Genomic DNA, 13,461 nt, shown 5'->3' with positions numbered 1-13,461 from the left:
AACTCGGGAATGCAGGCGCCGTAGGATCCGTTGGGTGGGGTGAGAGTCCACACCGGCCCCCCGGTAGGCAGCAGGCAGTCCGCAGAGACGAGGAATCAACCCGTGAGCGACGTACGAAACGTGATCATCATCGGCTCCGGGCCGGCCGGTTACACCGCCGCCCTGTACACCGCACGCGCTTCGCTCAAGCCCCTGGTCTTCGAAGGCGCCGTCACCGCCGGTGGCGCGCTGATGAACACCACCGAGGTCGAAAACTTCCCCGGCTTCCAGGACGGCATCATGGGGCCGGACCTCATGGACAACATGCGTGGCCAGGCCGAGCGCTTCGGCGCCGAGCTGATTCCGGACGACGTCATCGCCGTGGACCTCACCGGTGAGATCAAGACCGTCACCGACACCGCCGGCACCGTCCACCGCGCCAAGGCCGTGATCGTGACCACCGGTTCCCAGCACCGCAAGCTCGGCCTGCCCAACGAGGACGCCCTCTCCGGCCGCGGCGTCTCCTGGTGCGCGACCTGCGACGGCTTCTTCTTCAAGGAGCACGACATCGCCGTGATCGGCGGCGGCGACACCGCGATCGAGGAGGCCACCTTCCTCTCCCGGTTCGCCAAGTCCGTCACGATCGTCCACCGCCGCGACTCCCTGCGCGCCTCCAAGGCCATGCAGGACCGCGCCTTCGCCGACCCGAAGATCAAGTTCGCCTGGGACAGCGAGGTCGCGGAGATCCACGGCGAGCAGAAGCTCACCGGCCTCACCCTGCGCAACACCAAGACCGGTGAGACCTCCGAGCTGCCCGTGACCGGCCTCTTCATCGCCGTCGGCCACGACCCGCGCACCGAGCTGTTCAAGGACCAGCTCGACCTCGACGAGGAGGGCTACCTCAAGGTCGACGCCCCCTCCACCCGCACCAGCCTCACCGGCGTGTTCGGCGCGGGCGACGTGGTCGACCACACCTACCGTCAGGCCATCACTGCCGCGGGCACGGGCTGCTCCGCGGCCCTCGACGCCGAGCGCTTCCTCGCCGCCCTCGCAGACGCCGAGAAGGCGCACGCGGCGGTCTGACACCCCCAAAGCAGCACCACACCCCACTCCCCGCAGGAAAAGAAGGAGGCCGTTGTGGCCGGCACCCTCAAGACCGTCACCGACGCAAGCTTCGATGACGACGTCCTCAAGAGCGACAAGCCCGTCCTGGTGGACTTCTGGGCCGCCTGGTGCGGTCCGTGCCGCCAGATCGCTCCGTCCCTCGAGGCCATCGCCTCCGAATACGGTGACGAGATCGAGATCGTCAAGCTCAACATCGACGAGAACCCGGAAACGGCGGCCAAGTACGGCGTCATGTCCATCCCGACGCTGAACGTCTACCAGGGCGGCGAGGTCGTCAAGACCATCGTCGGCGCCAAGCCGAAGGCCGCCATCCTGCGCGACCTCGACGGCTTCGTCACCATCAAGGCCTGACGCACCCGCGTCCCAGGCCGGACGCGATCGTGTGACACGGGGCCGCCCCCTGCCAGGGGCGGCCCCGTTCGCATGTTCAGGACGGTCCGGGACCAGCCTGCTCCCGTCTCACAGCGGACGCAGCACGGGTCACAGCGGACGAAGCGCCGGTTCCTTCCGGGCCGCACCCAGCAACCGGTCCAGGGCCAGCTCCACGTCTTCCTTCCAGGACAGCGTGGAGCGCAGTTCCAGCCGCAGCCGGGGACGCGTCGGATGCGGGCGTACCGTCTTGAAGCCCACCGCCAGCAGGTGGTCCGCCGGCAGCAGACAGGCCGGACCGTCCCAACGGGCATCCCCGAACGCTTCGATGGCCCGGAACCCCCTGCGCAGCAGGTCCTTCGCCACCGTCTGCACCATCACCCGCCCCAAGCCCTGGCCCTGGTACCCGGGCATGATCCACGAAGTGATGAGCTGTACGGCGTCCGGGGACACCGGGCTGGTCGGGAAGGCCGTCGCACGCGGCACGTACGCCGGCGGCGCGTACAGAACGAATCCCACCGGAACCTCGTCCACGTAGACCACCCGGCCGCACGAGCCCCACTCCAGGAGGACGGCGGAGATCCACGCCTCCTTCTCCTCGGAAGCATTCCCCGCCTTGACGGCGGCCTCGCCGCTGACGGGGTCCAGCTCCCAGAAGACACAGGACCGGCAACGCCGGGGCAGGTCTTGGAGGTTGTCCAGCGTGAGCGGTACCAGCCGACGACCCATGACCGCATCGTATCCACAGCTCGAATCACCCGAAACCGCAGCAAGGCAAAGGGGCGGGCGGCGCCGGCTCACACCGGCACGACCCGCCCCCAGGCTGTGGGTTACTCCCCGGCAGCGCCCTGGTCCAGCACCCGGCCCTCGCCCGGCGCCAGGGTCCCCAGAATCCGCTCCAGGTCCTCCATCGACGCGAACTCGACGGTGATCTTGCCCTTCTTCTGGCCCAGATCCACCTTCACCCGCGTCTCGAACCGGTCCGACAGCCTCGTCGCCAGTTCGTTGAGCGCCGGGGCGACCCGGGCACCCGCCCGCGGACCCTTCGGCTTCACCAAACTCGGCGACTCCGAGCCCATCAGTGCCACGATCTCCTCGACCGCACGCACCGAGAGGCCCTCGGCGACGATCCGGTGCGCCAGCCGGTCCTGCTCCTCGGAGTTGTCCACCGACAGCAGAGCCCGCGCGTGCCCCGCCGACAGCACACCCGCAGCCACCCGCCGCTGCACGGGCGGGGAGAGCTTCAGCAGGCGCAGCGTGTTCGAGACCTGCGGACGGGAACGCCCGATCCGGTCCGCCAGCTGATCGTGCGTGCAGTTGAAGTCCTGGAGCAGCTGGTCGTACGCGGCCGCCTCCTCCAAGGGGTTCAGCTGCGCCCGGTGCAGGTTCTCCAGGAGCGCGTCCAGCAGCAGCTTCTCGTCGTCCGTGGCCCGGATGATCGCCGGAATCCGGTCCAGGCCGGCCTCCCGGCACGCCCGCCAGCGCCGCTCGCCCATGATCAGCTCATAGCGGCCCGGACCGGACTGGCGCACCACCACCGGCTGGAGCAGGCCCACCTCCTGAATGGAGGTCACCAGCTCGGCCAGCGCGTCCTCGTCGAACACCTCGCGCGGCTGCCGCGGATTCGGCGTGATCGAGTCCATCGGGAGCTCCGCGAACGTAGCCCCCGCCACCTCACCGGCCGCCGGAGCGGCAACCGGCTCCGGCTCACTCACGGGCGCGGCCACCGGCGATGTTTCACGTGAAACATCGGCCTGCGCCAGCGAAGCCAGCTTCGCCGCCGCGATACCCCGCTCCGACGGCAGCACCGGCACCGCCGACGGAGACATCGACCCGGCACCGATCACCGGCGGCACCTTCTCCTGGGGAGCCGCGGGAATCAGCGCGCCGAGCCCCCGCCCCAGACCCCTACGTCGCTCGCTCACTGGATCCCCTCCGCCACGCTGTGCGTGTTGTTCATGCCCGCACCCTGATGGGGGTGCTGGGGGTCGTACTGGAATCCGGCCCCTCGCAGCGCGATCTCCCGCGCCGCCTCCAGGTAGGAGAGGGAACCGCTGGAACCCGGGTCATAGGTCAGCACCGTCTGCCCGTAGCTCGGAGCCTCGGAGATGCGGACCGACCGCGGGATGCTCGTGCGCAGCACCTCCTTGCCGAAGTGGGTGCGCACCTCCTCCGCCACCTGCGAAGCCAGCCGGGTCCTGCCGTCGTACATCGTCAGCAGGATCGTGGACACGTGCAGCGTCGGGTTCAGGTGCGCCCGCACCAGGTCCACGTTGCGCAGCAGCTGACCCAGTCCCTCCAGCGCGTAGTACTCGCACTGGATCGGGATCAGCACCTCCGCGCCCGCGACCAGAGCGTTCACCGTCAGCAGGCCCAGCGAGGGCGGGCAGTCGATCAGGATGTAATCGAGCGGCTGCTCGTACGCCTGGATGGCCCGCTGGAGACGGCTCTCCCGCGCCACGAGGGACACGAGCTCGATCTCGGCACCCGCCAGGTCGATCGTGGCCGGCGCACAGAAGAGCCCCTCCACGTCGGCCACCGGCTGGACGACCTCCATCAGCGGCCGGCTGTCCACGAGCACGTCGTAGATGGACGGCACGTCCGCGTGGTGGTCGATGCCCAGCGCCGTCGAGGCGTTGCCCTGGGGGTCGAGGTCGACCACCAAGACCCGCGCACCGTGCAGGGCCAGGGATGCGGCCAGGTTCACGGTCGACGTGGTCTTGCCCACGCCGCCCTTCTGGTTGGCCACCACCATGATCCGGGTCTTCGGGGGCCTCGGCAGGCCCTCACCCGCACGTCCGAGGGCCTCGACCGCGATCTGGGCGGCACGGCCGATGGGCGTGTCCTCGTTGTCCACGAGGGGCGGGGCCGATGTTTCACGTGAAACATCGTCGCCCGGGAATTCAGAGCGGGGACCGGGGACCGGATCGGCCATCGGCCCCGCAAGGTTGGCGTCTGACCGCACGGTGTCACTCTCCTCGGCATCAGGCTCGCGATGAACAGAGCCTGCCATGTCACCGGGGTTGCGAACCAGCGGGGCCCGTACTCCTGTGGATGAATCCACCGATGTGGACAACTCCGTCCCCCCTTCACCTTTGCGGAGACGGGGGGACGTAGCCGCACGACCGCGGCTGATGATTCCGTGCAGCAGAGAGCGACGTTTCACGTGAAACACGATGCCCGGACGGAGTCATCCGGCCGCTACGACACTCCGAAATCCATACCTATAGGGCTCAACACCCCTGCGATATGCCTGCGAACACTGCCCGGCAAGGGCTCAGCGGCGCCGGCGCGTACGGCTCACCCGGGCGGCCTTGGCCCGCTTCGCCGCGAACCGCACCCCGCCGGGGCTTTCCCCGACCTCGACCCGCACCACGGTGGAGAGCGGGTCCACGATCCCCTCGCCAACGTGCAGCACCGAGGTCTTCACCACACCGAGCTTGGTCAGTGCGGCCTTCGCCGCCACCAGCTCCTCCTCGGCAGTGTCACCCTTCAGGGCCAGCATCTCGCCGTACGGACGCAGCAGGGGAACACCCCAGCCGGCGAGCCGGTCCAGCGGAGCCACCGCGCGCGCCGTCACCACGTGGACCGGCTGGAGCTTGCCGAGGACTTCCTCGGCCCGCCCGCGCACGACCGTCACATGGTCGAGCCCCAGCAGCTCCACGACTTCCTGGAGGAAGTTCGTGCGGCGCAGCAGCGGCTCCAGCAGCGTGATCTTCAGGTCCCTGCGCACCAGGGCCAGCGGAATGCCGGGGAGGCCGGCACCCGAACCCACGTCGCACACGGTGACGCCCTGGGGCACCACTTCCGAGAGCACGGCGCAGTTCAGCAGGTGCCTCTCCCAGAGCCGGGGCACCTCGCGCGGCCCGATCAGGCCCCGCTTGACACCCGCGTCCGCCAGCAGCTCCGCATACCGCACAGCTTCCGGGAAATGCTCGCCGAACACCGCACGCGCCTCTTCAGGTGCCTGGGGCGCTTCTTCGGGCATCGGGGGAAGCTCAGCTGCCTCCGTCACGGGGACCGTCCTTCCGTACCGCATGGTTGTGAAAACCCGTCGTGCCCGGCGCGACCGTCGTCGCGCCGTCACTGCCAGGCTGACAAACATCGGCCCCGCCTGCGAGACAGACGGGGCCGGACACTCAGACTTCCGGTCAGACCGGAAGCACGACGACGAAGCGCTGCGGCTCCTCGCCCTCGGACTCGCTCCGCAGACCAGCGGCCGCCACGGCGTCGTGGACGACCTTCCGCTCGAAGGGGGTCATCGGGTCCAGCTTCAGGGGCTCACCGGAGGACTTCACGTCCTCTGCGGCCTTGGCGCCGAGAGCCGTCAGCTCCTCGCGCTTCTTCGCCCGGAAGCCGCCGATGTCGAGCATCAGCCGGCTGCGGTCCCCGGTCTCGCGGTGCACGGCGAGACGGGTCAGCTCCTGCAGAGCCTCCAGCACCTCTCCGTCACGGCCCACGAGCTTCTGCAGGTCACGCGCGGATTCGCTGACGATGGAGACAGAGGCGCGGTCCGCCTCGACGTCCATGTCGATGTCGCCGTCCAGGTCGGCGATGTCGAGTAGACCCTCAAGGTAGTCGGCCGCGATCTCACCCTCCTGCTCGAGGCGGGTCAGGGTGTCGCCACTCTCAGCGGCGGCGGTGGTGGTGCCTTCCGTCACGGGAGGGACTCCTTCTTACTTCTTGGGAGAGGGCTTGCTGGGGGGCGTCTGACGCTGCGACTTCGACTGCCGCTTGGGCTGCTGCCGCTTCTGGGCACCACCGCCGCCGGCGGCGTCGGCGTCGGCGGTCGCCTCGACGCTCTTCGCCACGGATCCGTCCGCCTGCGCGGCCAGGCCCTGCTTGCTCAGACCGGTGATGAACTTGCGCTCGTTGTCGTTGCGGTCCGGGCCCTTGGCCACGATCGCCGCGACGATCTTCTTCTTGCCCCGGCTCTTGAGCTCGCCGTGCGAGGTGATCTGCTTCAGCAGGCGCGTCAGGTACTGGTCCTGGGCCAGGCTGCCCGGGGTGGGGTTCCGGTTGATCACGAACATCTGCTGGCCCATGGTCCACAGGTTCGTGGTCAGCCAGTAGACGAGGACACCGACGGGGAAGTTGATGCCCATGACCGCGAAGATCAGGGGGAAGACGTACATCAGCATCTTCTGCTGCTGCATGAACGGCGTCTTGACCGAGAGGTCGACGTTCTTCTGCATCAGCTGGCGCTGCGTGTAGAACTGCGACAGCGACATCATCACGATCATGATCGCGGTGACGATCCGCACGTCGGTGACCGAGGCGCCCAGAGCGGCGACCTTGTCGGCGCTGTCCGTGAACTTGGATGCCAGCGGGGCACCGAAAATGTGCGCGTTACGCGCGCTCTCCAGCAGCGGGCCGTCGATCTTGCCGATCGTGGTCCCGTTGGCGATGGAGGCGAGCACGTGGTAGAGCGCAAAGAAGAACGGGGACTGCGCCAGGATGGGAAGGCACGAGGAGAGCGGGTTGGTACCCGTCTCCTTGTACAGCTTCATCATCTCTTCGGACTGGCGCTGCTTGTCGTTCTTGTAGCGCTCCTGGATCGCCTTCATCTTCGGCTGGATCGCCTGCATGCCGCGCGTCGCCTTGATCTGCTTCACGAAGAGCGGGATCAGGCAGATACGGATCAAGATCACCAAGGAGACGATGGACAGGCCCCAGGCCCAGCCACTGTCCGCGCCGAACATGGCACCGTACAGCTTGTGGAACTGAACGATGATCCACGAGACGGGCGTGGTGATAAAGGTGAACCAACTGGCAATCGTGTCCACTAATCAAGCTCCTTGAGCATTGCGAGATCTACGCAACGCACTGCGCAGCTGCTCGTGCCAACGCGGGCGTTTCCGGGGTGGGACGTGATCCACGCCACCCGGGGACCACGGATTGCACCGCAGGATCCGCCAGGCGGTCAGAGCCGTCCCCTTCACCGCACCATGCCGGTCGATGGCCGTGAACCCGTAGTGCGAACACGAGGGGTAATAACGGCACACCGGCCCGAGCAGCGGACTGATGGTCCACTGGTACAGCTTGATCAATGCGAGCAGCGGGTACTTCATCGAGCCACGCCTCCCAAGAGCCGCAGCAGTGCGGCATCCAGGTCCCGGGCCAGCTCGTCGAGACCGGCATCACCCGCTCCGGGCAGAGCCCGTACCACCATCAGGCTACCTTCGGGCAGCTGAGACAGCCGCTCGCGGACGAGATGGCGCAAACGGCGCTTGACCCGGTTGCGTACGACAGCGATGCCGACAGCCTTGCTGACGACGAAACCCGCACGCGTCGAGGGATCGATCTCCCCCGACTCGTGCGGGTCCGTTGCACCGCTTGTACGTAGGTGGACGACGAGGAGCGGGCGACCAGCCCGGCGACCTCGACGTACCGCGCTCGCGAAGTCCTCGCGCCGCCTCAGCCGATGTTCGGGAGACAGCACGACGTCACGATCCGCCCGTCAGTTACGCGGAGAGTTCGGCGCGGCCCTTGCCACGACGGTTCGCGAGGATGGCGCGGCCGGCACGGGTACGCATCCGGAGACGGAAGCCGTGGGTCTTGGCACGACGGCGGTTGTTCGGCTGGAAGGTGCGCTTGCTCACTCGAGGGCTCCAGAGAATAAATCGTTTAGGCGGGACATCGCCTGGCTGTCACCGTGCGCCCACGAGGAGAAAACTCGCGTGTTCGCCCGAGTGGCACCGCAAAACGATCACGATCCGTGATCTTCGCCCATCGGTAGGCAGGCGGCAGCAGCCATCGACAACTCGACCTCGTTACGGTACGCGCGGCTACGCCATCCGGTCAAACCGAGGCGGCGGTGCCCCACACTGTGCACAGGCTGTGGACAACGACTTGAACCGTACCCGCTGGCCTGACTACCGTTGCCTGACCCTGGATTTTTTGTCCCGACCGTCCCAAAGAACCACACATTCGTGGGACCCCCTCTGAGAGAGCGTGCTCTGTGGCTGACGTACCTGCCGATCTTGCCGCAGTGTGGCCAAGGGTGCTCGAAAAGCTCCTCGGGGAGGGACAGAACAGCATCGAGCCCAAGGACAAGCAGTGGGTCGAGCGCTGTCAGCCCCTGGCCCTGGTGGCGGACACCGCGCTGCTCGCCGTCCCCAACGAGTACGGCAAGCGCGTCCTCGAAGGCCGGCTCGCCCCGCTCATCAGCGACGCCCTCAGCCGTGAGTGCGGCCGCCCCATCCGGATCGCGATCACCGTCGACGACTCCGCGGGCGAGCCCTCGCCCCCGGCCCCGTCTTCTTCCCACGACGGCTACGAACCGTACGGCGGCCAGCGCCCCGGCGGGCACAACGGCCCCGGGGGCCACACGGGACCCGGCGGCCACACCGGCCCCTCGGACGACCAGCTCCCCAATGCCCGCCCCGCCTACCCGGACTACCAGCAGCCGCGCTCCGAGCCCGGCGCCTGGCCCCGCGGCGGCCAGCAGGACGACTACGGCTGGCAGCAGCCCCGTCTCGGCGGCTTCCCCGAGCGCGACCCGTACGCCTCCCCGCAGCCGGGCTACATGCAGCAGTCCGAGCCTTCGTCCTACGACCAGGGCGGCTACGAACAGCAGAAGTACGAGCAGCAGCAGTACGAGGGCCAGCAGCAGCGCTCCTCCCGCCAGTACGAGCAGCAGCAGTACGACCAGCCGCCCGCGCGGCAGGCACCGAGCCGGCCCGCGCCCTCGGCCCCGTCAGGTGGATCCACCTCGGGCCCGCTGGAGCCGACCGCCCGGCTGAACCCCAAGTACCTCTTCGACACGTTCGTCATCGGCGCCTCCAACCGCTTCGCGCACGCCGCCGCGGTGGCCGTCGCCGAGGCGCCGGCGAAGGCGTACAACCCCCTCTTCATCTACGGGGAGTCGGGTCTCGGCAAAACGCACCTGCTGCACGCCATCGGGCACTACGCGCGGAGCCTCTACCCCGGCACCCGGGTGCGGTACGTGAGCTCCGAGGAGTTCACCAACGAGTTCATCAACTCGATCCGCGACGGCAAGGGCGACGCGTTCCGCAAGCGCTACCGCGAGATGGACATCCTGCTCGTCGACGACATCCAGTTCCTCGCGAGCAAGGAGTCGACGCAGGAGGAGTTCTTCCACACCTTCAATACGCTCCACAACGCCAACAAGCAGATCGTGCTCTCCTCCGACCGGCCGCCCAAGCAGCTCGCCACCCTGGAGGACCGGCTCCGCAACCGCTTCGAGTGGGGCCTGATCACCGACGTCCAGCCGCCCGAGCTGGAGACCCGCATCGCGATCCTGCGCAAGAAGGCCGTGCAGGAGCAGCTCAACGCCCCGCCGGAGGTGCTGGAGTTCATCGCCTCCCGCATCTCGCGCAACATCCGTGAGCTGGAGGGGGCGCTGATCCGGGTCACGGCCTTCGCGAGCCTGAACCGGCAGCCGGTCGACCTGGGCCTGACCGAGGACGTCCTGAAGAACCTGATCCCGGGCGGCGAGGACAGCTCGCCCGAGATCACCGCCACCGACATCATGGCGGCCACCGCCGACTACTTCGGGCTGACCGTGGACGACCTGTGCGGCTCCTCGCGCAGCCGGGTCCTGGTCACCGCCCGGCAGATCTCCATGTACCTGTGCCGGGAGCTCACGGACCTCTCGCTGCCCAAGATCGGGGCGCAGTTCGGCGGCCGCGACCACACGACCGTCATGCACGCGGACCGCAAGATCCGTGCCCTGATGGCGGAGCGCCGCTCCATCTACAACCAGGTGACCGAGCTCACCAACCGCATCAAGAACGGCTGACACCGGCTCTGTGGACGTGCCGTACGGGCGCCGCCGAGCCCTTCCAAACGCTTTAAGAGGGCGCTTCCGGGTCACTACGGGGGCGCCCTTCTTCATGCGTGCGCCCCTGATCTGTTCGAATACGCCCCCTTGGGGGCAACTCATCCACAGATTGGGCGACTTTCTTGCGTCCACAGCCTGGGGACGGCCCCGGGAACCCACAAGACTGTCCACAGGGCCCAGGTGTGAGGCACCATCAGGGCTGGTCAGACCCCTGTGGAATTGTGCGCAACGGCTATCCACAGGCTGTGGACGAATTTTTCATCCACAGGTTCGTCCACCGCGTTGTCCACCGTCGGTCCACAGCTTCCAGGGTCCTGTGCACAGGATCAGACGACTTCCCCACACCGTTGTCCACTGTTCGGCAACCGGGAACCCTCCATCACCGCCCCGAGTGAAAGCGGTCACACCGAAGTCGACGTTTGGGTTGTGGAGTACTCGGGAAAACCTGGGGACGCACCTGTGGAGTAGTCGGGGTCATCTGGGGATGGCCTGTGCAGAAGTTTTCGTTCTCCACAGAGACACGTGGTTGTCCACCGGTGTCGCCCACAGGGTGTGGGGATAAAAAACGCGGGCTGACCTGCAAAAACACTGTTATCCACCGTTTCCACAGGCCCTACTACTACCCCCATAGAGAGTTAGCCCGGTTTCGGTTTTCAAGCAGGTCCTGTGCACAACTCGGTGGATCGCCCTCCCCGACACCTCGCTCCCGACTTGACCGCCAGCAGCGACGACTGTCGGCGCCGTACGTCAGACTGGTCACCGGCAACGGTCGAGGCATCGACGAGCCGACGACGAAGGCCGGCAGACGAGCGAGCAACAGCAGGAGGCGGTTTCCGGTGAAGATCCGGGTGGAGCGCGACGTACTCGCGGAGGCGGTGGCCTGGGCTGCCCGTAGCCTCCCGGCCCGGCCGCCGGTGCCCGTTCTCGCGGGCCTGCTGCTGAAGGCCGAGGAGGGCAAGCTGTCCCTCTCCGGCTTCGACTACGAGGTCTCGGCCCGGGTCTCCGTCGAGGCGGACGTCGAGGAGGACGGCACCGTCCTGGTCTCCGGCCGGCTGCTCGCCGACATCTGCCGGGCCCTGCCCAACCGCCCGGTGGAGATTTCCACAGACGGTGTACGGGCGACCGTGGTCTGCGGCTCCTCGCGATTCACACTCCACACCCTGCCTGTGGAGGAGTACCCGGCACTGCCGACGATGCCCACCGCGACCGGCACCGTGCCCGGCGAGGTCTTCGCCTCCGCCGCCGCCCAGGTCGCCATCGCCGCAGGCCGCGACGACACGCTGCCCGTGCTGACCGGTGTCCGCATCGAGATCGAGGGCGACAAGGTCACCCTGGCCTCCACCGACCGCTACCGCTTCGCGGTCCGCGAGTTCCTGTGGAAGCCCGAGGACCCCGAGGCCTCGGCCGTGGCCCTGGTGCCCGCCAAGACCCTCCTGGACACCGCCAAGTCGCTCACCAGCGGCGACACGGTCACCATCGCGCTGTCGGGCTCCGGCCAGGGCGAGGGCCTCATCGGCTTCGAGGGCGCCGGCCGGCGCACCACCACCCGCCTCCTCGAGGGCGACCTGCCGAAGTACCGCACGCTCTTCCCGACGGAGTTCAACTCGGTCGCCGTGATCGAGACCGCCCCGTTCGTCGAGGCCGTCAAGCGCGTGGCCCTCGTCGCCGAGCGCAACACCCCGGTCCGCCTCAGCTTCGAGCAGGGCGTGCTGATCCTGGAGGCCGGTTCCTCCGACGACGCACAGGCTGTGGAGCGCGTCGACGCGAAGCTGGAGGGCGACGACATCTCGATCGCCTTCAACCCGACCTTCCTGCTGGACGGCCTGAGCGCGATCGACTCGCCGGCCGCGCAGCTCAGCTTCACCACGTCCACCAAGCCGGCGCTGCTCAGCGGCCGCCCGGCGGTCGACGCCGAGGCCGACGAGGCGTACAAGTACCTGATCATGCCGGTGCGCCTCTCCGGCTGATCCCGGAAACGACGCGGCAGCCCCTCGGGCCCGGCCCCGCTTCCCGCGGACCGGGCCCGAGGGCGTTGCGCCTCCCGCCCGCGCAGCCCCGTAGCGGGCCTGAAGCCGGGCGCGCGGGGCCCGCAGCGGACACGCAGGAGCCCGTACGGAGCCTCGTGCGCGGCCCGCCGGGCGCCTCGGCGCCGACACCCGGAGTGCCCGTGGCGCCGGGCGGCACGGCCCGGCGTAGGCTCGGCACGGGGGGATGTCCCCGGGCAGGGGAGCACCCCGGCACAGACGGCCACAACGCTTAAGGAACCACCTGATGGAGCTTGGTCTCGTCGGTCTCGGCAAGATGGGCGGCAACATGCGCGAGCGCATCCGCCGCGCCGGCCACACCGTCATCGGATTCGACCGCAACCCGGACCTCGCCGATGTCCACAGCCTGTCGGAACTTGTGGACAGCCTGCAGGCCCCCCGCGTGGTGTGGGTCATGGTCCCGGCGGGCGCCGCGACGCAGTCCACCGTGGACGAGCTCGCCGGCCTGCTCTCGCCCGGCGACATCGTCGTCGACGGCGGCAACTCCCGCTGGACCGACGACGAGAAGCACGGCGCCGAGCTGGCCGCCAAGGGCATCGGCTTCGTCGACTGCGGAGTCTCCGGCGGCGTCTGGGGCCTGGAGAACGGCTACGCGCTGATGTACGGCGGCGACAAGGAGCACGTCGCGGCCGTCCAGCCGATCTTCGACGCCCTCAAGCCCGAGGGTGAGTTCGGCGCCGTGCACGCCGGCAAGATCGGCGCCGGCCACTTCGCGAAGATGGTCCACAACGGCATCGAGTACGCCATGATGCAGGCCTACGCCGAGGGCTGGGAGCTCCTGGAGAAGGTCGACTCGGTCACCGACGTCCGCGAGGTGTTCCGGTCCTGGCAGGAGGGCACGGTCATCCGTTCCTGGCTGCTGGACCTGGCCGTCAACGCGCTGGACGAGGACGAGCACCTGCAGGAGCTGCGCGGCTTCGCGCAGGACTCCGGCGAGGGCCGCTGGACGGTCGAGGCCGCGATCGACAACGCCGTGCCGCTGCCCGCGATCACGGCTTCGCTCTTCGCGCGCTTCGCGTCCCGCCAGGACGACTCCCCGCAGATGAAGATGATCGCCGCGCTGCGCAACCAGTTCGGCGGCCACGCGGTCGAGAAGAAGTAATCCACAACCGCTCCACAGGTCCACACCTTGTAGGT

At 68.4% G+C, this 13,461-nt stretch carries 14 protein-coding genes and 1 pseudogene; 6 read left to right on the top strand and 9 right to left on the bottom strand.

Features of this window, described 5'->3' with window-relative positions:
* The first annotated feature begins 102 nt into the window (after positions 1-102).
* Positions 103-1,062 carry a thioredoxin-disulfide reductase gene (trxB, locus tag OHA37_RS19150; RefSeq protein WP_266906854.1) on the top strand — a complete coding sequence of 320 codons (960 nt, stop codon included), beginning with the start codon at positions 103-105 and terminating at the stop codon, positions 1,060-1,062.
* A gap of 54 nt (positions 1,063-1,116) precedes the next feature.
* Positions 1,117-1,455: a thioredoxin gene (gene trxA, locus OHA37_RS19145; protein WP_266906852.1), complete on the top strand. Its 339-nt coding sequence runs from the start codon at positions 1,117-1,119 to the stop codon at positions 1,453-1,455.
* Between the two features lie 129 nt (positions 1,456-1,584).
* Here trxA and OHA37_RS19140 read toward each other — a convergent pair whose 3' ends face one another.
* From OHA37_RS19140 to rpmH, 9 genes are all read right to left on the bottom strand, one after another.
* Positions 1,585-2,202 (bottom strand): GNAT family N-acetyltransferase, encoded by a 618-nt coding sequence (locus OHA37_RS19140; protein WP_266906850.1) that lies wholly within the window; start codon positions 2,200-2,202, stop codon positions 1,585-1,587.
* A gap of 101 nt (positions 2,203-2,303) precedes the next feature.
* Entirely contained in the window at positions 2,304-3,398 is a 1,095-nt protein-coding gene (locus OHA37_RS19135) for a ParB/RepB/Spo0J family partition protein (RefSeq protein ID WP_266906848.1), read from the bottom strand.
* A complete protein-coding gene (locus tag OHA37_RS19130; protein ID WP_266906846.1) occupies positions 3,395-4,486 on the bottom strand; it encodes a ParA family protein in 1,092 nt (363 codons plus the stop codon). Before OHA37_RS19130 ends, OHA37_RS19135 begins: the two co-directional genes overlap by 4 nt.
* 264 nt (positions 4,487-4,750) lie before the next feature.
* Positions 4,751-5,461, bottom strand: a complete 711-nt coding sequence (rsmG, locus tag OHA37_RS19125) for a 16S rRNA (guanine(527)-N(7))-methyltransferase RsmG (RefSeq protein ID WP_266912906.1) — start codon at positions 5,459-5,461, stop codon at positions 4,751-4,753.
* Positions 5,462-5,624: 163 nt separating this feature from the next.
* Positions 5,625-6,134: a Jag family protein gene (locus OHA37_RS19120; RefSeq protein ID WP_266906844.1), complete on the bottom strand. Its 510-nt coding sequence runs from the start codon at positions 6,132-6,134 to the stop codon at positions 5,625-5,627.
* 15 nt (positions 6,135-6,149) lie between these two features.
* A complete protein-coding gene (yidC, locus tag OHA37_RS19115; RefSeq protein WP_266906842.1) occupies positions 6,150-7,259 on the bottom strand; it encodes a membrane protein insertase YidC in 1,110 nt (369 codons plus the stop codon).
* A 3-nt stretch (positions 7,260-7,262) separates the two neighbouring features.
* The gene (gene yidD, locus OHA37_RS19110; RefSeq protein ID WP_007265231.1) at positions 7,263-7,544 is read right to left on the bottom strand and encodes a membrane protein insertion efficiency factor YidD; all 282 of its coding nucleotides are present in this window, start codon (positions 7,542-7,544) and stop codon (positions 7,263-7,265) included.
* A complete protein-coding gene (rnpA, locus tag OHA37_RS19105) occupies positions 7,541-7,915 on the bottom strand; it encodes a ribonuclease P protein component (protein ID WP_266906840.1) in 375 nt (124 codons plus the stop codon). The genes yidD and rnpA overlap by 4 nt, the downstream gene beginning before the upstream one ends.
* 22 nt (positions 7,916-7,937) lie before the next feature.
* Positions 7,938-8,075 (bottom strand): 50S ribosomal protein L34, encoded by a 138-nt coding sequence (rpmH, locus tag OHA37_RS19100; protein WP_100597229.1) that lies wholly within the window; start codon positions 8,073-8,075, stop codon positions 7,938-7,940.
* 359 nt (positions 8,076-8,434) lie between these two features.
* On the opposite strand from rpmH, the pseudogene dnaA (OHA37_RS40785) reads away from it, so the two are divergent.
* The 4 genes and pseudogenes from dnaA (OHA37_RS40785) to gnd all read left to right on the top strand — a co-directional run.
* Positions 8,435-8,993, top strand: a pseudogene (gene dnaA, locus OHA37_RS40785) (chromosomal replication initiator protein DnaA); the annotation flags it as partial.
* Between the two features lie 8 nt (positions 8,994-9,001).
* Positions 9,002-10,237 carry a chromosomal replication initiator protein DnaA gene (gene dnaA, locus OHA37_RS19095; protein WP_443046309.1) on the top strand — a complete coding sequence of 412 codons (1,236 nt, stop codon included), beginning with the start codon at positions 9,002-9,004 and terminating at the stop codon, positions 10,235-10,237.
* 878 nt (positions 10,238-11,115) lie between these two features.
* On the top strand, positions 11,116-12,246 hold the full coding sequence (gene dnaN, locus OHA37_RS19090; protein WP_243331110.1) for a DNA polymerase III subunit beta: 1,131 nt from the start codon (positions 11,116-11,118) through the stop codon (positions 12,244-12,246).
* Between the two features lie 304 nt (positions 12,247-12,550).
* Positions 12,551-13,426, top strand: coding sequence for a phosphogluconate dehydrogenase (NAD(+)-dependent, decarboxylating) (gnd, locus tag OHA37_RS19085; RefSeq protein ID WP_266906834.1), 876 nt, complete (start codon positions 12,551-12,553; stop codon positions 13,424-13,426).
* Positions 13,427-13,461: the final 35 nt, after the last annotated feature.

The organism is Streptomyces sp. NBC_00335 (assembly GCF_036127095.1).
Taxonomy (GTDB): Bacteria; Actinomycetota; Actinomycetes; order Streptomycetales; family Streptomycetaceae; genus Streptomyces.
This window is presented reverse-complemented; position numbering and strand designations above follow the sequence as displayed.

Excerpts from the sequence above, each read along its gene's own strand:
- rsmG (WP_266912906.1), bottom strand. The coding sequence starts at position 5,461 with ATGCCCGAAGAAGCGCCCCAGGCACCTGAAGAGGCGCGTGCGGTGTTC.
- OHA37_RS19140 (WP_266906850.1), bottom strand. The coding sequence starts at position 2,202 with ATGGGTCGTCGGCTGGTACCGCTCACGCTGGACAACCTCCAAGACCTG.
- yidD (WP_007265231.1), bottom strand. The coding sequence starts at position 7,544 with ATGAAGTACCCGCTGCTCGCATTGATCAAGCTGTACCAGTGGACCATC.
- OHA37_RS19130 (WP_266906846.1), bottom strand. The coding sequence starts at position 4,486 with ATGGCAGGCTCTGTTCATCGCGAGCCTGATGCCGAGGAGAGTGACACC.
- dnaA (WP_443046309.1), top strand. The coding sequence starts at position 9,002 with ATGCAGCAGTCCGAGCCTTCGTCCTACGACCAGGGCGGCTACGAACAG.
- gnd (WP_266906834.1), top strand. The coding sequence starts at position 12,551 with ATGGAGCTTGGTCTCGTCGGTCTCGGCAAGATGGGCGGCAACATGCGC.